The sequence below is a fragment of the Mitsuokella apri genome, from assembly GCF_047974105.1.
GTDB lineage: Bacteria > Bacillota > Negativicutes > Selenomonadales > Selenomonadaceae > Mitsuokella.
In genome coordinates, this window is the sequence record NZ_JBHYRS010000002.1 from 10,946 (window position 1) to 35,529 (window position 24,584).

Annotated in this window: 17 protein-coding genes and 1 tRNA gene; 15 read left to right on the forward strand and 3 right to left on the reverse strand. The window is 53.9% G+C overall.

Annotated features, from left to right (window positions below; translation table 11 throughout):
- The first annotated feature begins 208 nt into the window (after nucleotides 1-208).
- The 5 genes from ACE419_RS03275 (at nucleotide 209) to nifJ (ending at nucleotide 10,249) form a co-directional block, all read left to right on the forward strand.
- Nucleotides 209-1,486 carry an efflux RND transporter periplasmic adaptor subunit gene (locus ACE419_RS03275; RefSeq protein ID WP_435720984.1) on the forward strand — a complete coding sequence of 426 codons (1,278 nt, stop codon included), beginning with the start codon at nucleotides 209-211 and terminating at the stop codon, nucleotides 1,484-1,486.
- Nucleotides 1,483-4,560, forward strand: coding sequence for an efflux RND transporter permease subunit (locus ACE419_RS03280; RefSeq protein WP_435720985.1), 3,078 nt, complete (start codon nucleotides 1,483-1,485; stop codon nucleotides 4,558-4,560). The genes ACE419_RS03275 and ACE419_RS03280 overlap by 4 nt, the downstream gene beginning before the upstream one ends.
- A 358-nt stretch (nucleotides 4,561-4,918) precedes the next feature.
- Nucleotides 4,919-4,995 (forward strand) — tRNA-Pro (locus ACE419_RS03285).
- Nucleotides 4,996-5,124: 129 nt separating this feature from the next.
- Entirely contained in the window at nucleotides 5,125-6,519 is a 1,395-nt protein-coding gene (locus ACE419_RS03290; protein ID WP_435720986.1) for an amino acid permease, read from the forward strand.
- A gap of 205 nt (nucleotides 6,520-6,724) precedes the next feature.
- On the forward strand, nucleotides 6,725-10,249 hold the full coding sequence (gene nifJ, locus ACE419_RS03295; RefSeq protein WP_435720987.1) for a pyruvate:ferredoxin (flavodoxin) oxidoreductase: 3,525 nt from the start codon (nucleotides 6,725-6,727) through the stop codon (nucleotides 10,247-10,249).
- 620 nt (nucleotides 10,250-10,869) lie between these two features.
- Here nifJ and ACE419_RS03300 read toward each other — a convergent pair.
- Nucleotides 10,870-11,661: a ZIP family metal transporter gene (locus ACE419_RS03300; RefSeq protein WP_432648213.1), complete on the reverse strand. Its 792-nt coding sequence runs from the start codon at nucleotides 11,659-11,661 to the stop codon at nucleotides 10,870-10,872.
- A gap of 167 nt (nucleotides 11,662-11,828) precedes the next feature.
- Here ACE419_RS03300 and ACE419_RS03305 point away from each other — a divergent pair, with 167 nt between their 5' ends.
- From ACE419_RS03305 to ACE419_RS03330, 6 genes are all read left to right on the forward strand, one after another.
- Nucleotides 11,829-12,446 carry a hypothetical protein gene (locus ACE419_RS03305; protein WP_435720988.1) on the forward strand — a complete coding sequence of 206 codons (618 nt, stop codon included), beginning with the start codon at nucleotides 11,829-11,831 and terminating at the stop codon, nucleotides 12,444-12,446.
- Nucleotides 12,447-12,482: 36 nt separating this feature from the next.
- Complete coding sequence (locus ACE419_RS03310) at nucleotides 12,483-15,398, forward strand: insulinase family protein (RefSeq protein ID WP_435720989.1); 2,916 nt, start codon at nucleotides 12,483-12,485, stop codon at nucleotides 15,396-15,398.
- A gap of 189 nt (nucleotides 15,399-15,587) precedes the next feature.
- Nucleotides 15,588-16,475: a 4-hydroxy-tetrahydrodipicolinate synthase gene (dapA, locus tag ACE419_RS03315; protein ID WP_435720990.1), complete on the forward strand. Its 888-nt coding sequence runs from the start codon at nucleotides 15,588-15,590 to the stop codon at nucleotides 16,473-16,475.
- A 146-nt stretch (nucleotides 16,476-16,621) separates the two neighbouring features.
- A complete protein-coding gene (gene sdaAB / locus ACE419_RS03320) occupies nucleotides 16,622-17,284 on the forward strand; it encodes an L-serine ammonia-lyase, iron-sulfur-dependent subunit beta (RefSeq protein ID WP_435720991.1) in 663 nt (220 codons plus the stop codon).
- 30 nt (nucleotides 17,285-17,314) lie between these two features.
- Nucleotides 17,315-18,193 (forward strand): L-serine ammonia-lyase, iron-sulfur-dependent, subunit alpha, encoded by an 879-nt coding sequence (gene sdaAA, locus ACE419_RS03325; RefSeq protein ID WP_435720992.1) that lies wholly within the window; start codon nucleotides 17,315-17,317, stop codon nucleotides 18,191-18,193.
- Between the two features lie 622 nt (nucleotides 18,194-18,815).
- A complete protein-coding gene (locus ACE419_RS03330) occupies nucleotides 18,816-18,980 on the forward strand; it encodes a hypothetical protein (RefSeq protein WP_435720993.1) in 165 nt (54 codons plus the stop codon).
- Between the two features lie 85 nt (nucleotides 18,981-19,065).
- Here ACE419_RS03330 and ACE419_RS03335 read toward each other — a convergent pair whose 3' ends face one another.
- Nucleotides 19,066-19,995, reverse strand: a complete 930-nt coding sequence (locus ACE419_RS03335; RefSeq protein WP_435720994.1) for an HNH endonuclease — start codon at nucleotides 19,993-19,995, stop codon at nucleotides 19,066-19,068.
- A gap of 224 nt (nucleotides 19,996-20,219) precedes the next feature.
- Between ACE419_RS03335 and ACE419_RS03340 the strand changes: the two genes are divergently transcribed.
- Genes ACE419_RS03340 through ACE419_RS03355 form a run of 4 tightly spaced genes read left to right on the forward strand, consistent with a single transcriptional unit; the run spans nucleotide 20,220 to nucleotide 24,007 of the window.
- Nucleotides 20,220-20,450: a hypothetical protein gene (locus ACE419_RS03340; RefSeq protein WP_435720995.1), complete on the forward strand. Its 231-nt coding sequence runs from the start codon at nucleotides 20,220-20,222 to the stop codon at nucleotides 20,448-20,450.
- Nucleotides 20,444-22,300 (forward strand): hypothetical protein, encoded by a 1,857-nt coding sequence (locus ACE419_RS03345; RefSeq protein WP_435720996.1) that lies wholly within the window; start codon nucleotides 20,444-20,446, stop codon nucleotides 22,298-22,300. Before ACE419_RS03340 ends, ACE419_RS03345 begins: the two co-directional genes overlap by 7 nt.
- Nucleotides 22,287-23,180 (forward strand): hypothetical protein, encoded by an 894-nt coding sequence (locus ACE419_RS03350; protein WP_435720997.1) that lies wholly within the window; start codon nucleotides 22,287-22,289, stop codon nucleotides 23,178-23,180. Before ACE419_RS03345 ends, ACE419_RS03350 begins: the two co-directional genes overlap by 14 nt.
- A complete protein-coding gene (locus ACE419_RS03355; protein WP_435720998.1) occupies nucleotides 23,177-24,007 on the forward strand; it encodes a DUF6339 family protein in 831 nt (276 codons plus the stop codon). The genes ACE419_RS03350 and ACE419_RS03355 overlap by 4 nt, the downstream gene beginning before the upstream one ends.
- 254 nt (nucleotides 24,008-24,261) lie before the next feature.
- Here ACE419_RS03355 and ACE419_RS03360 read toward each other — a convergent pair whose 3' ends face one another.
- Nucleotides 24,262-24,534 carry a helix-turn-helix domain-containing protein gene (locus tag ACE419_RS03360; RefSeq protein WP_432647690.1) on the reverse strand — a complete coding sequence of 91 codons (273 nt, stop codon included), beginning with the start codon at nucleotides 24,532-24,534 and terminating at the stop codon, nucleotides 24,262-24,264.
- Nucleotides 24,535-24,584 lie beyond the last annotated feature (50 nt).

Consider the following 24,584-nt stretch of genomic DNA (forward strand, 5'->3'; position numbering starts at 1 on the left):
GACAAGTTCGCGACAGGCGAAAAGTTTGGCATAAATTTTCACATTATGCCTTTATTTTATATCGACTTCGCGCTCTTGTAAATATCGATTGTCACAATCCGGAAAATGATGTATCCTAAAATAAATTCATCTTTATTCGAATCGTTTTATATTTTCATCTGTAATGTGTAATAATTTGTAATGTGTCATAAAGGAAGGGAATAAGAATATGCGTCATCGCTTTGCGCAGCTTGATAAAAGACAGGCCGTTGTAGCAGGAGCCGTCTGCCTCGTGCTTCTCGCTCTCGCGCTGCACACGTATTTTGGCAATGGCAGCCAGCAGAAAAAGAATGTCTCGCACGGCAAGCCGGTCGTGAAGGCCGTCACGGTCAATCGGGCCGATATGATGCGCCACATCGACCTTTCGGGGCAGACGGTCGCCGATGCCAATATCCCGCTCGCGCCGAAGTACACGGGCCGCGTCACGGCCGTCAATGTCAAGCTCGGCGACGAGGTCAAAAAGGGTGAGGTCCTCATGGTGCAGGACACGGGCGACCTTGACATCTCGATTGCCCAGAATGCGGCGGCTGCGGGCGCGGCACAGGCCGATGCGCGCGAGGCCACGGCGTCATATGATGCCAATTACCTCAAGGCGCGCAACGACCTCGAGCTCGAGCAGAGCAAATACGAGCGCAATCAGTATCTTTTCTCGATTGGCGCGATTTCGCAGGATACACTCGACAAGGTCAAGCAGGAATACCTCGCGTCGAAGGCCGCATTTGACATTCTCGCGGACCAGGTGCAGGGCGGCAGTGCCGCGAGCGTCGAGTCGAAGCAGTATACGGCCGAAAAGTCAGAGCGCGCGACCGACGCTTTGCGCCATCAGCGCGAGGATATGTATTTAAGGGCCCCGCGCGACGGCATCATCGGCTACCGCAATGTCGAAGTCGGCGCGATTGTCTCGGCCGGCACGAAGGTCCTGTCGCTCGTCGACAACAGTCATATGAATGTCGACTGCACGCTTTCGGAAAACGACGCGGCCATCCTGAAGACGGGGCTGGCCGTCAAAGTCACGATTGACGCCATGGGCACGGACTACGACGGCGAAATCGTCTACGTGAGTCCGGCCATGGACGAATCGAGCAAGACGTATCAGGTGCGCATCGAGCTCGCGGACTCTGCCGACGACATCAAGGCCGGTCTCTTTGCCCATACGGCCATCGACATCCTGCAGCGCCGCGCGACCCTCTGCGTGCCAAAAGAAGCCGTGCTCTCGCGCAATGGCAAACAAACTGTCTTTGTCGTACGCCCTGACGGCACGGTCGAGGAGCGCGAAGTCAAAATCGGCCTGATGAACGATGCCGAGGAAGAGATTCTCGATGGCATTGAAGACGGCGATACGGTCGTCGTGACAAATCAGGACAAGCTGCAGGACGGCAAGTCCGTGGAGACGGAGCCGTATGAGGATGCGGACAAGTCGGATAAGTCAGATGGAGAAGAATCATGAATATCACGCGTTTATCCATCAAACGGCCCGTCGGCATCTCGATGATCGTGGCTTTTTTCGTTGTGCTCGGCCTTTACAGCTACTACCGCATCGGCGTGGAGCTGCTGCCGGCCCTCAATACGCCGTATGTCACGGTCACGGTCAAATATCCGGGGGCCAGCGCGGAGTCCGTCGAGCAGGAAGTCGTCAAGCCCGTCGAGGATGCTTTGGCGTCTGTTTCGGGTGTCAAGAAAATCACCTCGACCGCGAGCTACGAACGGGCGCGTGTGACGCTGGAACTCAATTTCGACACGAATGCCGACACGGCGGCCATCGACGCGAGCAAAAAAGTCGATGCCATCAAAAATAAACTGCCGGACGAGGCCGACTCGCCCGTCGTCGTCAAGCGCGATTTAAACGCGACGCCGATTGTCGAGCTCGCAGTGCTGTCGAATCACAGTCTGGCCGACACGTATGCTGAGACCGACAATGTCTTTTCGGAAGTTCTGCAGCAGGCTGAAGGTGTTTCTGAAGTCGAGCTGCACGGCGGCCGCGATAAGGAAGTCGCCATCGACGTCGACCGCGACAAGATGGCCGCGTATAAATTGACCCTCGCGAAGATTTCCTCGGCCATCAAGAACGAAAATCAGCTCGTGCCGTCGGGCTCCGTCTTCACGGAGACGACAAAGTCCGACGTCCGCGTTGTCGCACAGTTCAAGAAGGCCTCGGATATCGAGAAAATCCAGGTCCAGAACACGGAAGGCAAGATGATTCCGCTGACTGCTGTCGCGACGGTCAAAGAAGGCGATGCCCGCGCGGAGCGCTACGGCCGCCTCAACGGCGAAGACGCCATCAATGTCCTGATTTATAAGAACAGCGATGCCAACGTCGTCGAGACCGCGGGCAATATCATGAAGAGCGTGGAAAAACTGCGCAAGACGTACCCCGACTATCAGTTTGTCGTCGTCTCGAACGATGCCGACTACGTGCAGAATTCCCTGCACAGCACGATGAATACGCTGATTGAGGGTCTGATTACGACGGGCCTTGTGCTGTTTTTCTTCCTGCGCGGCTGGCGTTCGACCGCGGCCGTCATGATTGCCATCCCGACTTCTTTGATTTCGACCTTTTTCGTCATGTACCTCTTCGGCTTCACCTTCAACATGATGTCGCTGATGGGCATGACGCTCTGTGTCGGCATCCTCGTCGATGACTCGATTGTCGTGCTCGAAAATATCGTGCGCCATCTGAAAATGGGCGAAAAGCCCGACGCGGCGGCGGAGAAGGGGCGTACGGAAATCGGCATGGCCGCGATTGCCATCACGCTCTGCGACGCCGCGGTTTTCATGCCGATTGCGTTCATGCAGGGCATGACGGGACAGTATTTCCGGCAGTTTGGCCTGACCATTGTCTTTGCGGGACTCTTCTCGCTGTTCGTCTCGTTCACCCTGACGCCGATGCTGGCTTCGCGCTTTTTCCGCAAAGGCTGGCATCCGGGCACGAGCCGTGTCTGGCAGTTTATGGACAATCTCGACAAAAAAGCACAGGATGCTTATGTCGCCGTTCTCGGCTGGAGCCTGCATCATCAGAAAAAACTGCTGCTCTCGATTCTCGCGGTGTTCGCGGCCGTCATTTCCCTCGTGCCGCTCGGCGCCGTCGGCATGGAGTACATGCCCCAGACCGATGAATCGAGCTTTACCGTGAACATTCAGGCTCCGGTCGGCGCGTCGCCTGAAGAGACGAACCGCGTGGCCAAAAAGATTGAAGGAAAACTCGCCGAACTGCCGGAAGTCAAATACTACATGACACAGGCGGGCGGCAGTACGGCCTACGAAGGCCGCATCAAGGTCAAACTCGTCGACCGCAAGGACCGCAGCCGCAGTGTCTGGCAGGTCGCCAACGACGTGCGCGAATTCGCCGCCGATATCAAGACCGCCGATGTGCGCGTCGCCGAGACGCAGACCAATGTCGCCGGTATCGCGGGCGGCGGCGGTGCGAGAAACGGCGGCGGTGCCCTGCAGATTGAACTGCGCAGCAGTAATCCGGACGACCTAGATGCCGCGGCCGAAAAGGCCATCAAGGTTTTGCAAAGCGACGTCAAGGGCATCACAGATGTCAACTCGTCTTATGTCGAAGGCATGCCGGAGCTGCGTCTGACCGTCAACCGTGAGAAACTCAAGGCCTACGGTACATCTTTGCAGGACGTCGATACAGCCTTTTCCTCGGCCATCTCGGGCCTTTCGGCCGGTGAACTCAAAAATGATGCCACAAACGGCGGTCAGGACACGAATATCAAAGTCCGCTTCAAGGACGCCGCAAGCTACAAGGCATCCGACGTCGCGCGCGTGCCGCTCTCGGCCTCGGGCAAACTCATCTACCTCGGCGACGTTGCCGACATCAAGAACGGCAGGGGTCCCGTGAGCATCCGCCGCGTCGATAAACAGCGCTCCGTCGCCATCGGCGCAAACCTCAGCGGCCGCCCAATCGGCGACGTTACGAAGGATGTCAAAAAGGCCCTCAAAAAGGCCAATCTCGGCGACGACGTGACCTACCAGTTCAAGGGACAGGCCACAAAGATGAACGACACCTTCTCGGAGCTGCTTTCCGCGCTGTTTTTAGCCCTCGTCCTCATCTACATGCTGCTCGCCGTGCTCTACGAATCCGTCATCACGCCGTTCATCCGCATGTTCTCGCTGCCCCTCGGCCTCATTGGCTCGATTCTCCTGCTCTTCCTCACGCACAACACCTTGAATCTCTTCTCGATGATCGGTATCCTCGTCATGGACGGCATCGTCGCCAAAAACGGCACCCTGCTGATTGACTACACCCTGACCCTCATGGACAGGGGCAAGACTGCCCTCGAAGCCGTCATCGAAGCCGGCCGCGTCCGACTCAAGCCAATCTTCATGACGACGATTACCATGATGGTCGGCATGACCCCAATGGCCCTCTCCCTGACCCCGGGCTCCGAGTCCCGCGTCTCCATGGCCTGGGTCATCATCGGCGGCCTCCTGACCTCCACGGTATTCACACTTATCGTTATCCCGATTATTTTTCTTTTCTTTGCAAGACACACGAAGTCTAAACGTCTTTAAAAGAAAGATAGAGGTCACCCACGCGGAGAGCAAAGCGATTCCGCGCTCTTCTGTGCGAAGAAACCATGCGAAAAAGAGAAGGGGAGTACTACCTAGGCCGGAGGGCCCTATTTCGCCTGCAGGAGCGCAGTGATTGCCCGTAGGGATGGGGGCCAGACCGAGCCTGACGAGACACTGCGATGTAAGAACGCCGCAGCAGGCGGCGAAACACCTAAATATGCTAGCCAATCATGGCCTGCATTTAACGGAGCGACGAAGCCGAAATAGGGCCCTCCGGCCCTTCATCGATGTAAACTAGAATTTTTTTCGAAAAAAGCTTGCATCCCCCGCGTACTTCCTGTATAATAGTTTCTGTTGTCGGGATGTGGCACAGTTTGGTAGCGCGCTTCGTTCGGGACGAAGAGGCCGCAGGTTCGAATCCTGTCATCCCGACCATTTATATAGGAAGTAAAAAGATCCGTCCGCTGTGACGGGTCTTTTTTGTATCTTTATATACCTTGCTGTAAACTCCTTTTAATGCTAAAATGTATATTTGTAAACCTCGGAAAGAAGGAGTGGATTCATTTGAACATTTTTCGTACCAAAAGCATCGCGGAATATCAGGAAGATGCCTCGAAATCGCATTTGAAACGTGCGATGGGCTCTCTTGATGTCACGCTTTTGGGCATCGGCGTCATCGTCGGCACGGGTATTTTCGTCCTGACGGGCGTGGCCGCGGCCAAATATGCGGGGCCGGCCCTCATGCTGTCATTCCTCATCGCGAGTATCGCCTGCGGCTTCGTCAGCATGGCGTACTCGGAGCTCGCCTCGATGGTGCCGGTCGCCGGCAGTGCCTATGCTTACGCCTACACGTCGGTCGGTGAATTTTTCGCCTGGCTCGTCGGCTGGAACCTCGTGCTCGAGTATTCCGTCGGTGCCAGTGCCGTCGCGGGCGGCTGGTCGGCCTATGTCGTCGGCCTTTTAAAGACTGCGGGCATCGAGCTGCCGGCGGCCTGGACTTCGGTGCCGGCCGACGGCGGCATCGTCAATCTGCCGGCCGTGCTCATCACGCTTTTCCTGACGTTCCTTCTCGTGCGCGGCGTGCGCGAAAGCGTCCGCGTCAACAAGATCCTCGTCGGCGTCAAGCTCGCGGCCATTTTCCTCTTCCTGTTCCTCGCGGCACCGTCTGTCGACCCGGCCAATTGGGAACCGTTCATGCCGTTTGGCTTCCAAGGCGTTTCGGCCGGTGCTGCTGTCATCGTCTTTGCTTATCTCGGCGTTGACTCCATCGCGACGGCAGCGGAGGAGACGAAGAATCCGGCCCACGACATGCCGACGGGCATTATCGCGTCGCTTGTCATCTGCACAGTGCTTTACATCGCCGTGACGGCCGTCATGACGGGCAATGTCCCGTATACGGAACTCGACAACGCGGAGCCTGTGGCCTTTGTCCTGCGTCAGCTTGGCTACCGCTTCGGCTCGGCCCTCGTCGGCACGGGCGCCATCGCGGGCCTCACGACGGTCCTGCTCGTCATGATGTACGCGCAGACGCGTGCTTTTTACGCGATGAGCCGCGACGGACTCATTCCAAAGTCCATCTGCAAGGTCCATTCGCGCTACGCAACGCCGCACCGCATCACGATTATCGTCGGTGTCGCTGTCGCCATCATCAGCGGCTTTACGCCCATCAATGTCATTGCCGAGATGTGCAGTGTCGGCACGCTGTTTGCTTTCATCGTTTCGTCGGTCGGCGTCATGGTCATGCGCAAGAAGTATCCGGACCTCGCGCGTCCGTTCCGCTGCCCGGCCATTTACGTCGTCGGCACGCTGGCCATCCTGAGCTGCGCGTACATCATGTACAACCTCTCGTCGATGACCTGGGAGCGTTTCTGGGTATGGAGTGCTGTAGGCGTCCTGATTTATTTCCTCTACGGCGCGCGCCACAGCCGCGAGAACACGCAGCGGAATGGGGCAGAGTAACAGCGGGAATGTATTCTTGCTGTACAATTGACCTTATGCAGACCGATGTGAGGAATATTTCTTTACATTTTTTTACATAGCACATATAATAAAGCTTGATGGCATGTCCCTAATGCCACCAGGCTTTTCTATTATTCGTTATTTATGATAGAAAATTACCTATCTATAAATTAAAATCCAACATCAGAGGGGAGTATAACAAAACATGAGCAAAAAGATGAAAACCATGGACGGCAACACAGCTGCCGCCTACATCTCCTATGCTTTCACCGACGTTGCCGCGATCTACCCGATCACGCCGTCTTCGCCGATGGCCGAGCATGTAGATGAAATGGCTGCCAAGGGCGCCAAAAATCTTTTCGGCCAGAAAGTCAAGGTCATCGAGCTGCAGTCGGAGGCCGGCGCCGCAGGTGCTGTTCACGGCTCGCTGCAGGCCGGTGCACTGACGACGACGTACACCGCTTCTCAGGGCTTCCTGCTGATGATCCCGAATCTTTATAAGGTAGCCGGCGAACTGCTGCCGGGCGTTTTCCACGTTTCGGCCCGCGCACTCGCTGCCAATTCCCTGAATATTTTCGGCGACCATCAGGACGTCATGGCTGCCCGCCAGACTGGCTGCGCCATGCTCGCTGAGGCCAGCGTTCAGGAGGTCATGGACCTCTCGGCTGTCGCTCATCTCGTAGCCATCAAGGGCCGCGTGCCTTTCATCAACTTCTTTGATGGTTTCCGCACGTCGCACGAGATTCAGAAAATCGAAGTCGTCGACTACGATGACCTCGCTAAACTGCTCGACTGGGATGCCGTCAAGGCTTTCCGCCGCCGTTCCCTGAACCCGGATCATCCGGTCCTGCGCGGCTCGGCCACGAACCCGGATATCTACTTCCAGTCGCGTGAAGCTGCCAACAGCTACTACGACGCTCTGCCGGCCCTCGTCGAAGAGGCTATGGCTGACCTTGCCAAAGTCACGGGCCGCGAGCATCATCTCTTTGATTACTATGGTGCCAAAGATGCAGACCGCGTCATCATCGCCATGGGCTCCGTCTGCCAGACGGTACAGGAAACGGTCGATTATCTCAACAGCAAAGGCGAGAAAGTCGGTCTCCTGAACGTCCATCTCTATCGTCCGTTCTCCATCGAGCACTTCTTCAAGTTCCTGCCGAAGACGATTCAGAAAGTCGCCGTCCTCGACCACACGAAGGAACCGGGCTCCCTCGGCGAGCCGCTTTACCTCGATGTCAAGGCTGCGTTCTATCATTCCGATATGCATCCGACAATTATCGGCGGACGCTTCGGCCTCGGCGGCAAGGACACGACGCCGGACCAGATTTTCGCGGTATTCGAAGAGCTCAAAAAGGACGCTCCGAAAGACGGCTTCACGATCGGCATCGACGACGATGTCACGCATACGAGCCTGACGCCGGCGCTGACGGATGTCGACCTGACGCCTGAGGGCACGACGGCCTGCAAGTTCTGGGGCCTCGGCTCCGATGGTACGGTCGGTGCCAACAAGAGCGCCATCAAGATCATCGGTGATAAGACGGATATGTATGCACAGGCATACTTCGCTTATGACTCGAAAAAGTCGGGCGGCATCACGATGTCGCATCTGCGCTTCGGCAAATCCCCGATTACGAGCCCGTACCTCATCAACAAGGCAGATTTCATTTCCTGCTCGCAGCAGTCGTATGTTTATAAATATGACCTGCTCGCAGGCCTCAAGCAGGGCGGCAAGTTCCTGCTGAACACGGTCTGGAGCGATGAAGAGCTCACGAAGCACCTGCCGGCAGCCATGAAACGCTACATCGCAAAGAACAACATCGAGTTCTACACGGTCAACGCTGTGGCCATCGCCAAAGGCCTCGGCCTCGGCGGCCGCTTCAACATGGTCATGCAGTCCGCGTTCTTCAAGATCACGAATATCATTCCAATCGACAAGGCTGTCGAATACCTCAAAGAAGCCATTGTCACGTCGTATGGCAGAAAAGGCCAGAAGATCGTCGACATGAACAACGGCGCTGTCGACCAGGGCATCGAAGCCCTGCACCGCGTCAATGTACCGGCCGAGTGGGCTGACGCTCAGGACGAGCCGGAAGCAAAACGCGACCTGCCGGAGTTCATCACGGAAGTTCAGGAAGTCATGAACCGTCAGGAAGGCGACAAACTGCCGGTCTCGAAATTCGCCGGCGACCGCGCCGACGGCACGTATCCGCTCGGCGGCGCTGCTTACGAGAAGCGCGGCACGGCCATCAATGTGCCGGTCTGGAACACGGAGAAATGCATTGGCTGCAACAAGTGCTCCTATGTCTGCCCGCACGCTTCGATCCGTCCGGTCCTCACAACCGACGAAGAGCGCGACGCAGCTCCTGAGGGCTTCCCGTCCAAGGATGTCCGCACGGTCAAGAACTACCACTTCACGGTGGCTGTTTCCACGATGGACTGCCTCGGCTGCGGCAACTGCGCTCAGGTCTGCCCGGTCAAGGCCCTCGACATGACGCCGCTTGACGATGAGCTCAAGGCAAAACAGGCTTACTTCGACTACGGTGTCGACACGACGAAAGTCGCACCGAAGAAGAACCCGATGAAGAAGGAAACGGTCATTGGCTCGCAGTTTGAGCAGCCGCTGCTCGAGTTCTCGGGTGCCTGCGCCGGCTGCGGCGAGACGCCGTATGCCAAACTCATCACGCAGCTCTTCGGCGACCGCATGATGATCGCCAACGCCACGGGCTGCACGTCCATCTGGGGCGGTAGTGCTCCGGCTATGCCGTACACGACGAACGCCAAGGGCCACGGCCCGGCTTGGGACAACTCGCTGTTCGAGGATAATGCAGAGTTCGGTCTCGGCATGTTCCTCGGCACGGAGTCCGTACGCAACGGCCTCGCTGACGACGCGAAGAAGGCCCTCGAAGCCGGCCTCGGCAGTGCCGACCTGCAGGCTGCCCTGAATGAATGGGTTGAGAACCTCAACAACGGCAACGGCACGCGCGACCGCGCTGACCGACTCGAAGCTCTGCTCGCCGTAGAAAAGGGCGATGACGAGCTCCTGAACAAGCTCTACGAGAACCGCGACTACTTCGTCAAACGTTCGCAGTGGATCTTCGGCGGCGACGGCTGGGCTTACGATATCGGCTACGGCGGCGTCGACCATGTCCTCGCTTCGGGCGCCGATGTCAATGTCTTCGTCTTCGATACGGAGGTTTACTCCAACACGGGCGGCCAGGCCTCCAAGGCTACGCCGGCCGCAGCCATTGCACAGTTCGCTGCCACGGGCAAGAAGACGCGCAAAAAGGACCTCGGCATGATGGCCAGAACCTATGGCTATGTCTATGTTGCTCAGGTCGCTATGGGCGCTGACCAGAATCAGCTGCTCAAGGCCATCACGGAAGCAGAGGCATATCCGGGCCCGTCCCTCATCATCGCGTATGCACCGTGCATCAACCACGGCATCCGCAAGGGCATGGGCTGCAGCCAGCTCGAGGAAAAACTCGCTGTCGAGTGCGGCTATTGGGCAAATTACCGTTACAATCCGCAGCTCGTCGGCACGGACAAGAATCCGTTCAGCCTCGATTCGAAGGCTCCGGACTTCTCGAAGTTCCAGGAGTTCCTGATGGGCGAGAACCGCTACATCAACCTCAAGCGCTCCTTCCCGGAAGCTGCCGATGCACTCTTCGAGAAGACGCAGCATGATGCGGAAATCCGCTACAACAACTACAAAACGCTCGCAGGCAAATAATACTTGCCACGGCGCGTAAAGGCATAAAAAGAGACCTGTCTCACAGCGAGGCAGGTCTTTTTGCGTACAAGTTAAGTTTTTTAGTTTTTAAAAGGAAGTTCGTGGAAGAAAGACGGAGAGGACTGTCCAACGTTCCGCGTGGCCGGCTGCTAAACTTATTTTTTGCCCTTCAATTAATCCTTACGAAGGAGCTAAACGCGCTCCGCTTGAACGACGCTCCTTCGCAAGGGTTCTGGTCGGCAAAAAATAAGTTCTTCACGCAGGCGGCCAAAGCTCCACTTATGGCCAGCCCTCTCCTTACTTTCTCTGCACCAAGGCCCATAACCTAAAGTGACAGACAGCAAAAGATGAAAGGTAGAAATGAACTGAGGCGGGGGGACCCTATTCCGCCTGCAGGAGCGCAATGACTGCCGGCAGGCTGGGACCCAAATTTGTTTTTCTAAATACAGTGATGTGAGAACGCCGCGGCAGGCGGCGAAAAAACGAAGCAGGAAAAATCCTGCATGGGTCCCATTTAATGGAGCGACGAAGCCGAAATAGGGTCCCCCCGCCCCTTGCTGAAAGTATCTTTGGGCCGTCCTCCCCGTCTTTTTTGTGAGAAGTATCTTTGGGCCGTCTTTTTATCCTAAGATTGTGTCGAGCGCCATCATCAGTGTGAAGCCCACGGCGAAGGCGATGACGCCGATGTTGGAGTGGTGGCCGGCGCTCATTTCGGGGATGAGTTCTTCGACGACGACGTAGAGCATGGCGCCGGCGGCGAAGGCGAGCAGGTAGGGCAGCACAGGCACGACGAAGCTTGCTGCGACAATGGTCAAAGCGCCGCCAATTGGTTCGACGATGCCGGAGAGCGTGCCGAGGATGAAGGCCCGATGATGACCTTCGCCATTGGCTGCCAGCGGCAGCGAGATAATCGCGCCTTCGGGGAAGTTCTGGATGGCGATGCCGAGAGACAGCGCGAGGGCCGCGCCAATTGAGATTTCGGAGCCGCCCGTGAGCCAGCCGGCCAAGACGACGCCGACGGCCATGCCCTCGGGGATGTTATGAAGCGTCACGGCGAGGACGAGTTTGAGATTTTTCGACAGCGGACTCTCAGGGCCTTCGGCTTCCTCCGTGCCATCGCTGTTCTGATGAAGATGCGGGATGATGTGGTCGAGCAAGAGCAGAAAGAGCGTGCCGGCCCAGAAACCAGCAACAGCTGGCAAAGATGCATAAGCCCCCAGTTCGCTGCTTTCCTCCATGGCCGGAATCAAAAGACTCCAGACAGAAGCCGCGACCATGATGCCCGCCGCGAAGCCTGTAAAGGCCTTCTGCACGCGGTGGTCGAGCTCGCCGCGCAAGAGATACACACAGGCTGCGCCGAGCGTGGTGCCGATAAACGGGATGGCAAGTCCCTGAATGATTTCAATAGGCATGAAACATTCCCCCTTATAATATGATTTCTTTTGATATGATTTCTTTCCTTCATTAATTATACAGGATGGACAGGCAAAGGGAAAGAGGGAGAAAAGGGGAAGGATTGAGGGGAAATACCCATATGTGGTATAATATTGCTATGTGTTTCAAGCGGAGAGTGTGAGTCATGCCAAATCATAAAGAGAAGAAAACGAGGAATATTTTCACCGAGAAAACGGGCCTTGAGCAGGAAATCGTGCTCTTAAAGCAGAATCTTGATGAACAGGCGGCAAAATTAAAGGAATGCCGCAAGGAAATCGAGGACGCCATTGTCGCGCGCATCCGTTATCAGGAAGAAATCAAGGAACTGCGCGAGGAAAACAGGAACCTCAAAAAGAGACTCGCAGCCTACGAGCCGGAAATCCTTGCCGAAGAAGAAAAATCAGCGGGGGATGAGTCCGCGGCAGCAGAGCAGGCTGAAGAGACGGCAGAAGACGCCGACGGCCTGAGCCCTGCCGAGCGCGAGTTTTTTGAGACCTTCCGCATTTATGTGGTCGGCGGCACGGACAAGTGGCAGAAGAAAGCAGCCGAGGTTTTCCCAATGCTGCATTTTCTCGGCAATGAGAAGAATTTCGACCCGATGGCCCTGGCACAGGCGGACTACGTCGTCATCAACACGAACGCCGTCTCGCATGCCTGTACGGAGAAGGCCAAAAACGCCGCGCCAAAGTCGGCCGCCATCATCATGACGTCAAACAACAACCTGAACTTGCTGCGGCAGAAGCTGCTGGCCACGATGAGCTGAAAAATACCCATATACCCATATATAGGAGGATTTTTTATGGAAGAAAACACGATCATCCATGGTTTTAAATTACTCAAAAAAGACGAAGTCGCCGAGGTCGCTTCGACGGCTTATACCTTTGAACATGTGAAGAGCGGCGCGCGCCTGTTCTTCCTCAAGAATGACGATGACAACAAGGTCTTTTCAATTTCGTTCCGCACGCCGCCCGTCGATGATACGGGCGTGGCGCATATTGTCGAGCATTCGACGCTCTGCGGTTCGCGCAAATACCCGCTGAAGGAGCCGTTTGTCGAGCTCGTCAAGGGTTCCTTAAATACCTTCCTCAATGCCATGACGTATCCCGACAAGACGATGTATCCGGTCGCGAGCCGCAACGACAAGGATTTCCAGAACCTTATGGACGTCTACCTCGATGCCGTTTTTTACCCGAATATGCGCACAAATCCGCAGGTGCTCATGCAGGAGGGCTGGCATTACGAGATTGAAAAGCCCGAGGAACCCCTGCGCTACAGCGGTGTTGTCTACAATGAAATGAAGGGCGCTTTATCTTCGCCTGACGATTTGCTCGAAAGCCGCATCATGCATTCGCTGTACCCCGACACGACGTACGGCCATGAGTCGGGCGGCGACCCTGAGGCCATTCCGGACCTCACGCAGGAAAAATTCATCGCGTTCCATCAGAAATACTACCATCCGTCGAACAGCTACATCTACCTCTACGGCGACATGGACATCGAAGAAAAGCTCGCTTACCTCGACGGGGAGTATCTTTCCCACTTCGACCGCATCCCCGTGCCGTCGAAAATCGACCGCCAGCAGGAATTCGGCAGCCTGAAGCGCGAGACTGTGCCGTATCCGGTAAGCGCCGACGAAGGCACGGAAGAAAAGACGTTCCTCACGCTGAACTGGACGACAGGGGAGTCGCTTGACCCGAAGACCATGATGGGCCTTGAAATTCTCGAGCACGCCCTGCTGCGCACGCCGGCCGCACCTCTCAGAAAAGCTCTCGTCGACGCCAAGCTCGGCAAGGATGTCGACTCGATTTTCGAAAACGACATGCTGCAGCCGTTCTTCAGCATCATCATCAACAATTCAGAGGCAGACCGGCTCGACAAATTCTACCATCTGGCCATGACGAAGCTGCAGCAGCTCGCCGAAAACGGCATCGACCGCGAGCTTCTCGAAGCTTCCATCAACCTTATGGAATTCCGCCTGCGCGAAGCCGACTTCGGCTCGGCACCGAAGGGCTTGATTTACGGCATCCGCATCATGAAGAGCTGGCTCTACGGCGGCGACCCCGAGACGTATCTGCGCTATGAGGATTTGCTGCAGCAGATGAAAGAGGGCCTCACGAGCCGTTACTTTGAATCCCTCATTGAGGAATACTTCCTCGCGAACCCGCACCGCAGCCTTCTCGCGATGGTGCCGGACACGGAGCTCGCCGCCCGCCGCGAACAGGAGCAGGCGGAGAAACTCGCCAAGAAGAAGGCCTCGCTGAGCAAAGAGGAAATCGAGAAAATCATTGCCTCGACGCGCGCCCTCAAGGAGCGCCAGCAGAGCCCCGAGACGGAAGAGGCCTTAAAGACCATCCCCGTGCTCAAACTTTCGGATATCCGCAAAAAGTCGTATCCGCTGCCGCTCGACGTGCGCGAATTCGATGGCACGAAGGTGCTGTTCAGCGATGTCAACACGAACGGCATTGCTTATCTGAACCTTTACTTCGATGTCAGCAGCGTCGCGGAGGAAGAACTGCCGTATCTCTATCTCCTCAGTGAATTCATCGGCATGGTCGACACGAAGGAGCACACGTATGCCGAGCTCGCGAACCTGCGCAATCTGCACACGGGCGGCATGACGTCGGACGTCGTCGTCTACACGAAGAAGGACGAGCCCGACTCGATGGCGCCGAAACTCCGCATCAAGGCCAAGGCCCTCGTCAAGAAGCTGCCGGAGCTCATGAGCCTTCTGCAGGAAATCATGACGGAGAGCCAGTTCACGGACGAAAAGCGCCTGCGTGAGCTCATTGAACAGGAAGAGGCTTCGATTGAACTCAATCTGCAGCGTTCGGCAAATCAGATCATCGTTTCGCGTCTCGCTGCTTATCTTTCAAAGGCCGGACGCTACGCCGATGAAGGAGGCCTGCCGTTCTATCCGTTCCTCAAAGAATTTGCCGAGGACTTTGCTGGCAGCCTCAAGAAAATGCAGAATGTCTTCAAGACCCTGCTGCCGAAGGTCTTCAACCGTCAGAACCTCATCCTCAGCGTCACGCTGCAGGAAAAGGAGTACGAAGCCTTCACAAAGGCCTTTGCGCCGCTGCAGCAGGCCTTGTCCGACGAGAAATTCCCGGCAGCTGCCTACAATTGGGACATCAAGCCTTTAAACGAGGGCCTGACTTCCTCAAGCCGCGTTCAGTATGTCGGCAAGGCCGCGAACTTCCTGCGCCTCGGCTATCATTTCACGGGCAGCATGGCCGTCCTTGAAACCCTTTTGCGCTACGACTATTTCTGGACGAAAATCCGCGTGCAGGGCGGTGCCTACGGCGCGTTTACGGGCTTCAACCGCAACGGCTTCATGTACTTCGGTTCGTACCGCGACCCGAACCTCAAGGAGACCCTCGCTGTCTTCGACGGCACGGCCGACTATGCCGCCAATTTTGAAGCGTCGGAGCGCGAGATGGACAAATTCATCATCGGCACGATGAGCGGCGTCGATACGCCGATGACCCCGATGATGAAGGGCGACGCGGCCGCGACCTGCTATCTGCGCGGCATCACCGAGGCCGACCGCCAGCAGCGCCGCGATGAAATCCTCGCGACGCGCCAGCAGGACATTCGTGCGCTCGCACCGCTCATCGACGCCTGCATGAAAGAAAATGTCCTCTGCGTTTTCGGCAATGACGAGAAGATTGCCGAGGCCAAGGATGTCTTCGGGGCCATCAAACCCGCACTTTAAGCCATTTTGAGGGCTGCGGCAGGCATAAATGCAAGACAATTGTCCATTCAGGGAAACGTTGACTTTCCTGCGTGGACATGGGATAATGAAAGGGACATCATAAATTTAGTCAATGAATCCATGACTTCAGGGGCTGTGGGCAAAGCCAGGAGCTTAGCGGCATGGATTGCACGACAGGAGGCTTTTCTGATGAAGAAGACAATTTTCAAGGGTGCAGGTGTTGCCATCATCACGCCGTTTACGGAAGATGGTGTCAACTTTGAAGAACTCAGCCGTATCATTGAGGACCAGATCAAGGGCGGCACGGACGCAATCGTCATCACGGGCACGAGCGGTGAATCGGCCACGATGACGGATGAAGAGCATAAAGCAGCCATCAAATGCGCTGTCGACACGGTCAAGGGCCGTATCCCGGTCATTGCCGGCACGGGCTCGAACGAGACGTCTTATGCCATCCAGCTTTCCCAGTACGCAGAGAAAGTCGGCGCTGACGCCGTTCTCGTAGTTACGCCGTACTACAACAAATGCACGCAGAAAGGCCTGATTGCTCATTACAAGGCCATCGCTGAGAGCATCAACATCCCAATCGTGCTTTACGATGTACCGTCGCGCACGGGCGTCGGCATCCAGATTCCGACGTATGTCGAACTCTCCAAGATTCCGAACATCGTCGCTGTCAAAGAGGCCAATGGCGACCTCTCGAAGATCCTGCGCCTGCGCGCTGCCTGCGGCGACAACCTCGACGTTTACTCGGGCAACGACGACCAGATCGTGCCGATCCTTTCGCTCGGCGGCAAGGGCGTCATTTCCGTCCTTTCGAACGTCGCTCCGCGTGAGACGCACGATATGTGCCAGCTCTATTTCGACGGCAAGGCAGAGGAAGCCGGCAAGATGCAGGTTGCGTACACGGACCTCATCGATGCCCTGTTCTGCGAAGTCAACCCGATTCCTGTCAAAGTCGCCATGCGCAAGCTCGGTTATGCCGCAGGTCCGCTGCGCATGCCGCTCTGCGAGATGGAGCCGGCTCATGAGAAACAGCTCGAGGATGCTCTGCGCAACCACGGCCTGATTAAATAAGCCGCTTCACGCTGACGCGCAGTGCGTAAATTGAAATAGAAAAGTCTATCTGCAAAGCCTTTGGAACCACAAAGAGGTGTCTTTTGTCCGTTCCGAAGGCTTTGTGTTGTTATATATTATATAGAAGAAAATACGAGGAAAAATTTATGCATGGTGTTTTTGACATAGTCGGGCCGGTCATGATCGGTCCGTCGAGCTCGCATACGGCCGGGGCCGTGCGTCTCGGCCTGATGGCGCGCAAGATTTTAGGCGAACCGGCCGTCCGCGCCGACATCAATCTGCACGGCTCTTTCGCACAGACGTACCGCGGCCACGGCACGGACAAGGCCCTGATTGCAGGCATTTTGGGCTTTACGCCCGACGATGAACGCATCCGCGAGGCGTTGGAACTTGCGAAAAGACAGGGGCTCGACTACCATTTCCAGAAAGTCAATCTCGAGCAGGCCCATCCGAATACCGCCGTCATCCACCTCATCGGGGTGACGGGACGCACGGCGCGCGTGCGCGGTTCGTCGGTCGGCGGCGGCAATATCCGCATCACGAACATCGATGGCTACGAGGTCGAGCTCACGGGCATGTACCCCGCGCTCATCACGATTCACCATGACCGGCCCGGCGTCATCACGAAGGTCACGCAGGTGCTCGCGCGCTATGAGGTCAACATTGCCTTTATGCGCGTTTCGCGCCACAGCCGCGGCGAGATGGCCATGATGATTCTCGAACTCGACGAACCCCTTGCCGACGAAGTCATTGAGGAATGCCGCGAGGTTTACGAGGTCGAGCACGCCTTTGCCATTCCGGCTATTTGATTTTGCAAAAGAAAAGAGAAAGAGGACAGTATGATTTCCTTCAATTTCAATACGATTGGCGAACTTGCAGAGCTTGCCGAAAAGCAGAATGTGCCGATGCACGAAGTGGTGCTGGAGCGCGAGATGCACACGTCGCAGCGTGCGCGCGCGGATATTCTGCAGGAGATGCAGCACAATTGGCAGGTCATGCAGGAGTCGATTGGGCGCGGTATTAAGAATACGGAAAAGTCGGTCAGCGGCATGACGGGCGGCGATGCGAAAAAAATCTACGCATACCGCGATAAAGGCTATATGGGCGCGGATGTACTCGCGGCGGCCGCGTATGCCGTGGGCATCAGCGAGGTCAATGCGGTCATGGGCCGCATCGTTGCGTGCCCGACGGCAGGCTCGTGCGGCATCGTGCCGGCGGCGCTCTACGCGGCGAAAAAACAGCGCGGTTTTGCAGATGAGGATATTGTCAAGGCGCTCTTGACGGCTGCGGGCATCGGCATGGTCGTGGACCAGAATGCTTCGATTGCCGGCGCTTCGGGCGGGTGTCAGGCGGAGTGCGGCACGGCCGCGGGCATGGCAGCAGGCGCCCTCGTGGAGCTCGCGGGCGGCACGCCGCAGATGGTCGGCGACGCCGTGGCCCTTGCCATCAAGAATCTTTTGGGGCTTGTCTGCGACCCGGTGGCAGGGCTCGTCGAGGTGCCATGTGTCAAACGCAATGGTTTTGCGACGGTCATGGCGCTGACGGCAGCGGATATGGTGCTGGCGGGCGTCAAGAGCGTGATTCCGGTCGATGAGGTCATCACGGCCATGAACGAGATCGGCCACGCCCTGCCAAAATCCCTGCGCGAAACCAGCGAAGCCGGGCTCGCCGTCACGCCGACGGCTAAGAAAATCCAGAAGCGCGTTTATCCCGATTGAGATACAGAGGCAAAGAAAGGCGGAGAGGGTAGGCAGGTGAGGGACAGAGTGCAGGGAGCTAAACGCACTTCGTTTGGACGACGCTCCCTTGCAAGGGTTCTGGTCGGCAAAAAATAAGTTCTTCACGCAGAAGACAAAAGCTCCGCTTATGGCCAGCCCTCTCCTTACTTTCTCGCCGCGAAGTTCATTTCTTGTCAAAGTCACGTCCCAAAGCCGTTCCCACAGGGGAAGGTAGTGGGAGAATGGACTTGTGAAGTTGCAGACCAGATGATATAATAAACGTAAAGAGAAAAAGGAGCCACCGTAAGTGGTATCCTCTAGTAAGTCAAAAATTGACTGTACTATTTGGGAGCAGTGACGGTCATTTTTTTGTGCTTTTATCTTTGCCGCGGATATATCTCAAGGATAAACAAGCAATGGCAAGTCCGAGAATATTGCAAACGATATCGTAAAGGCGAAGAAGACTGTTTAACGTTTCTTAAGGAACTGAAGCATCGTAAGCGGTGTCTTCTAGTTGGTCAGAAAATGACTATACTGTGTAGAAGCGTGGCAGTCATTTTTTTTGCTTTTATCTTTATCAACATCAACAGTAACTCAAGATTGTAAGCAGGGAGATTTAGAGATGAACAATGATAAAAATCAAGAAGTCAAAACTGCTGCACAGGCAGCTGCTGTTGATAAAGCTAAGGAAAACGCAGAGTATTTGGCGAAGCTCGACCGCAGCTTTGCGGAATATGAAAGAGGATTCGGGAAGATACGTCCTTTAGTGAAGAATACTGATAAATAATTTAATATGGACCTCTCCCATATATAGGAAAAGTGCTTGTCTAGCTGACAGGCACTTTTTTTTCTATATATGGAAGGAGCACGCTTTATGACTTATTGCGATTTTCAGCAATAATCTTCTTCAATTCTTCAAGTGACAAGGTGTGGTGTGGGTCGCGGTGAATCATGCGGTGGCAGTTGCTGCAGAGGCAGACGAGGTCGGTTTCGGGGTTGATTTCCATTTCGCCGTTGACTTCGTGCAGAGGTTTGACGTGGTGGACTTCGATGAAGTCTTTGCCTTGTTTGCCGTAGACTTTTTCGAAGTCAAAGCCGCAGGCCATACATTTGGTGCCGTGGATTTTTATGGCGGCGAGTCGGTTTTTGGGGCTGCGTTCGTATTTTGTCGAGTAAACGTAGGTTTTGCGTCCTTCGCGGATGGATTTGCCGTCGGGCTGATCATTTGAGGTCTCCTGCAGTTCGTTGTCGTCGGCGGCAATGGCTTCAGGATGAAGAAAGCTCAGTTGATAATGCGTATTATCCTGATGATAGAAACGAGCCGACTGTTTTTCTGTGCTCTGACTGAGTGGGGCGAGTTTATTCTGCAGCTCCGTGCTCCAGAAAATGCGCACGCGGCCAAGCTGGTGACGTTCACGTTCCAGATGGGCCTTGTAATCATGGCCCTGATAAGTCAGAACGATTTCGCGCCGTGTGCTGCGTTCCATGTCTTCTACACCGAAGAACCAGAACAAATCATGGGGAATCGTCGCGCCCTTGTATTTCCAGAATGATAAGTCACAGTCTTTGAGCAGGACCTGTTCGCTGACAAGTTCCCATGAATGATACCGGCCTTTTTCATGTTGATTACGAACAGCTTGGTCATAAAGTCGCTGCGACTCATTTTCCTCAGAGATGTCCGACTGCCAGCGATAGTCATCAAAAGTCGGACCATCCATAGCAAAGTCGGGATGTGGCATGGGGAAAATGGTGAGTGGTTCCAGCTGATGCAGGTAATTTTTCATGGCGTCCAGTAAAATCACGTTTGTTCCTCCTTCCTGCTGTTTTGTGATGTTACTATCTTTTTTGCTGTCGGCTTGTAAAATCCTGCTTGCTTTAAAATACAATAAAACGCGGTTAAATTCCTGGTTATATACAATTATCTTGAAATATAGTGTATATAATAATATAATATAATATAATATAATATAAATATAGTCTCATATACACTATTACTTTTTGTCAGGAGTATGAGGGAGGGGCACCGATGGCCGTGACAAACGACATGAAACGCAGGGAACGTTTTTTATCTGTGGCAGGGAAACGCACGAATCGGATTCTGGAAGATCTCCGCTTGCTGGGCAACTGCGCGAATAAGTCAAATTACAGTTATACGACAGAAGAGGTCGAGAAGATGTTCCGCAGCATAGAAGATGAAGTCGAGCATGTGAAGATGCTATACCGTTTGAATGAAGGAAAGAAGGAGTTTAAATGGTGACAGATGGCAAAGCACATTGGCATTTTGTCAATAACAACAATGGGCCGGAAGACGGCATCAACGATTCTGCCATTGAAACTTTTTCGGGCAATCCGTTTGAATCGCTTGTACGAGAGAGCATCCAGAATTCCATTGACCAGCAGTGTGACGAAAATGAGCCGGTTCTTGTGGAGTTCTCGACTTTTACGGTCAGCCCTTCAGTATTGCCGGGCGTTGAGGAAATGAAGTCCATTCTCGCAAAATGCATCCGTTATTGGCAGAAGGATAAAAGTGCCGTTGACTTTTTTGAGCAGGCCAGAGATATGCTCAATACAGATGTACAGGTCATGCGCATCAGTGATTTCAATACCACGGGTCTTGTTGGTGCGGAAAATGGCAAAAAAGGCACGCCTTGGTACAATCTGATCAAAGCGCGCGGAACGTCGGTAAAGGATAATTCTTCGGCCGGCAGTTTCGGCATTGGCAAGGCCGCTCCGTTTGCCTGCTCGTATCTGCGCACGGCATTTTATGCTTCCCATGTCGATGATATTGATTCTTATATCGGCGTATCGCATTTGGCCTCTTTTGAAGATACGGACGAGCGGGGCCGGTCGTATACGACAGTCGGCACAGGCTATTATTCGGATTCGGCTGTCAACCGTGCCATTCTGCAGCCTTTCCATTTAGGAGATTTTCAGCGCAATGAGAATGGCCTTGATATCTATGTCATTGGCTTGGAGCAGGATAGGCATCTGGAAGAAACCATGAAACTGGCAGTCTTGAAGCATTTTCTCGTTACAATCTGGGAAGGCCGTCTGCGTGTCATCATCAACGGACAGGAAATCAACAAGGATAATCTGGGCCAGTATATCAGTGCCTTGGATATGAAGAAGGAAAAAGACATTCGGGAGTATTACGATCTGTTGAATGCGCAGAAAAATTACGACGATGATGTCCTCGAAATCCCGTTGAACAGCGAAGAGTACGGCAAAAAGTTTGGCTTTGAGGACGGAGAATGTACGCTGCTTCTGAAGCGCGGCGATAATTTGAACCGCAAAATCATGATGACGCGCAAAACGGGCATGAGGCTGTTTGAAAAGGGCCAGATTAGCAGCAGCATTTCGTTTACCGGCATCCTGCGCATCACGGGCGAGAACATGAACAAGAAGTTCAAGGATATGGAAGTACCATCTCACGACGACTGGCAGCCAAAACGCTGTAAAGTACATACAAGACAATATGAGGAAATTTGGACAGGGCTGAAGCAATATCTGAAAGCACAGGTTATGAAGCATTTCGGGACCAAAGCCACGGATACGATTGCTGCGTACGGCATGGATGAGTTCTTCAACAACGAACAGAACAATGGTCTGGAAGCAGAGCTCTCAAAACGCGCTCCTAAAGTCGCAAAAGTCAAGAAAACGAAAGTCCAGAAAAAAGAGAAGAAGGAATTGAAGCTGACTCCTGATGATCCGGATGGCTCGTCGGTATCGGTAAAGCCCAAAACCGATACGAAGCCAGAGCCGAAAAAGACTGGTCAGCGCGATCCGCGTGACCTCACCTATAAATTCCGCAAGGATGTCCGCATGTGGCTCGGGGCAAAGTCAGTCGGGGAAGGGCGCTATTCCGTCCGTTTCCAGTCGCCTGCAAAGGCAGCGTATGGCAAAGTCCGCTTCATCGGCGTGGCTGAGCACGGAAATTATGCCTTGAATCCGGAATCCGTACAATGTGAGCCAGAAAAGAATATCCTTCTGGATGAAAATAATTTGTACTTGCAGGGCATGAAGAAAGGTGATACGGTCGAAGTGAATTTCCAAATTCCGTATCATAAACCCATCATGATGGAGGTGGAATATTATGAAGCTAAGTAAGCATCTGACACCATATCCAATCCTGAATCATGAGGATGACGACTATGTCAAGGGCAGTTTCGACTCGGTCGTGGAAGATGATCTGGAATTTGGCATGTTTACGCTGCGCATCAAATATCTGCTAGATGAACCGGGACTGGCTAAGCTCATCGAGGAGGGCAAGGCCTGCTTTTTGACGCATGTGGAATGCACCCTGACTGGCTATCGTCATTTCGTGGAATCACAGGATAATGAGGCATCCTTGAACATTGCGACATACGAACTTGCGGATCAAGTGGAAATCAGCAGCTTCGTTGTCGCGACAAAAGACATTGACGATTATAAGAATCCAGCGTTCAATGAACTCGGCTATGGCAAGGACGCATCCTTCCATATCGATGCGACAAATATACTGGCTATCGGAGAAACGACATATCAGCTCGATATCAAACGCGGCCAGCAGGCCTATTCGTCGATTGGTGATATTATTGCGCTGAAGGCGATTGATTCGCCTAAGGATGATTTGAAAGTCAGCCTGGATCAGGACTGCATCTACATTCAGGTCAATCGCGATATTTTCAATCTGTATGACCAGTATAAGAGTGTGAAGAAATACACGATGATCAGTCTGCTGATCATGCCGGCTTTGACAAAAGCCCTTATCGCGATGCACAACAATGAATTGGCAGAAGGCGGCACGGAAGGGCTGGAATCGTATCAATGGTATCAGGTGATTCAGGACACCTTGACGGCCAATGGCATCAGCGTGGCGGATATTTCCCTTGACCCCGGCGACACGAATTATGCCGGTGACTTGGCGGAACGCATTTTCAGAATGCCGCTTTTAAAAGCCATGCAGGAATTAGCGGACCCAGAGGAAGAAGAGGCGGATGAAGAATGAAACTGCAATATATAACGGATGATAGCCTAGCAGACTTAAAAGGAAATTTCAAACAAAACTTTTTGCTCCATTATCTGCCCAAAGACGGCGAGTACTTTCAGAAGCGCATTGCAGAAAGAAATTGGCTGCAGGATACATCTGTGGAAATTCAGCCTTTTGTGCAGGATCTGCAAGTGACTTCGACTGCGATTGATAACTTTAAGGAACGAAAAGAAGCCGAAAAAAAAGATGACATTCACAATGCCATCTGTATTCATAAGGCGATGGTGAGGCTGCTGCCTTATCTGGCCATGGATGAACACATCTGGGCAGCACTCACGCATACGGTGCTGTTTGATTTTATCACGAGAAAACGCGCGGACATCTGGGCCGAGGAAAAAACGGAAAAGCAGAAAAAAGATATGTACAATTCGTTCTTCACGTTCACGCATAACGGCAAACGGCGCGGAACTTTCGTCAACTGCATTGCCAGTCTTTGGTGGGGTGCGCAGATGGTTTATGACAGCAGGCATCGGGAAAATCCTTATTGGCTCGTGCCGGATATCGCGCTTACAGGGTATCCAAGTACCATCATGCTTTTTTCGTCCAGCCGCATCATGACAAATAAGAATATCAGCCTTGGCTTATTCCGCGTTGTGCATGCTCTTCGTCAGCAGGGAATCAAAATCTCGCGTCAGGATGTCGTGGCTGGAATCCGCTATCTGAATCTTCTGGGCGGCATGTCCATCATTGACATGAAGACGGAGAAAGAAATCGAAGAACTGATGCAGACATTTTATGAAGACTGGTTTGTCGAGCAGGAAAAGCACAAGTTCTCGTTGACTTGAGAAAAAGTCAGTTCCTATTTCTGCGGTCAAATAATCTTCTCCCCATGATAAGTCTCTTCACCCAAATCCGGTGCGACGCCGTACCCGACCAACCAAAGCGTTTTGTATTTGACAGCCTGAGCGTGGATGGTGCCTAGTCCGTCGATGCCCTTCTGTAATTGGTAGATTCCTTACGATTATCTGGAAAAACAAAAATAAATTAAGCCGGCTGCTTATGCAGTCGGCTTGAAGTATCATTTCGTTTTTCCAAGAAGTCAAGTGAACTGAATATGAAGCTTTTTTCCCATGCCAGCAGCCAGTCTTCTCAGCGTACGCAAGGATGGATTTGCATTGCCACTCTCGAGTTTACTGATATCGGATTGTGCAATACCAGTCCTTTTGGCCAGCTCTTGCTGCGTTAGTCCTGCGTCTTTTCTGGCATCAATCATGGCTTGTATAATTTCAAACTCAGGCTCCAATGCATCATATTCTTTTTTAAATTCTGGATTCTTCATCTGCGTATTGAGAAAATCATCAAAGTTCGTCATGCATCTTCACCCTTTCGATATAGTCTTGGCGGTATCGTTTTGCCCGTTCA

Excerpts from the sequence above, each read along its gene's own strand:
- ACE419_RS03300 (WP_432648213.1), bottom strand. The coding sequence starts at position 11,661 with ATGCCTATTGAAATCATTCAGGGACTTGCCATCCCGTTTATCGGCACC.
- ACE419_RS03345 (WP_435720996.1), top strand. The coding sequence starts at position 20,444 with ATGGTGACAGATGGCAAAGCACATTGGCATTTTGTCAATAACAACAAT.
- ACE419_RS03330 (WP_435720993.1), top strand. The coding sequence starts at position 18,816 with ATGAACAATGATAAAAATCAAGAAGTCAAAACTGCTGCACAGGCAGCT.
- ACE419_RS03360 (WP_432647690.1), bottom strand. The coding sequence starts at position 24,534 with ATGACGAACTTTGATGATTTTCTCAATACGCAGATGAAGAATCCAGAA.
- dapA (WP_435720990.1), top strand. The coding sequence starts at position 15,588 with ATGAAGAAGACAATTTTCAAGGGTGCAGGTGTTGCCATCATCACGCCG.
- ACE419_RS03305 (WP_435720988.1), top strand. The coding sequence starts at position 11,829 with ATGCCAAATCATAAAGAGAAGAAAACGAGGAATATTTTCACCGAGAAA.
- ACE419_RS03340 (WP_435720995.1), top strand. The coding sequence starts at position 20,220 with ATGGCCGTGACAAACGACATGAAACGCAGGGAACGTTTTTTATCTGTG.
- sdaAB (WP_435720991.1), top strand. The coding sequence starts at position 16,622 with ATGCATGGTGTTTTTGACATAGTCGGGCCGGTCATGATCGGTCCGTCG.
- ACE419_RS03310 (WP_435720989.1), top strand. The coding sequence starts at position 12,483 with ATGGAAGAAAACACGATCATCCATGGTTTTAAATTACTCAAAAAAGAC.
- ACE419_RS03355 (WP_435720998.1), top strand. The coding sequence starts at position 23,177 with ATGAAACTGCAATATATAACGGATGATAGCCTAGCAGACTTAAAAGGA.
- sdaAA (WP_435720992.1), top strand. The coding sequence starts at position 17,315 with ATGATTTCCTTCAATTTCAATACGATTGGCGAACTTGCAGAGCTTGCC.
- ACE419_RS03280 (WP_435720985.1), top strand. The coding sequence starts at position 1,483 with ATGAATATCACGCGTTTATCCATCAAACGGCCCGTCGGCATCTCGATG.
- ACE419_RS03350 (WP_435720997.1), top strand. The coding sequence starts at position 22,287 with ATGAAGCTAAGTAAGCATCTGACACCATATCCAATCCTGAATCATGAG.
- ACE419_RS03275 (WP_435720984.1), top strand. The coding sequence starts at position 209 with ATGCGTCATCGCTTTGCGCAGCTTGATAAAAGACAGGCCGTTGTAGCA.
- nifJ (WP_435720987.1), top strand. The coding sequence starts at position 6,725 with ATGAGCAAAAAGATGAAAACCATGGACGGCAACACAGCTGCCGCCTAC.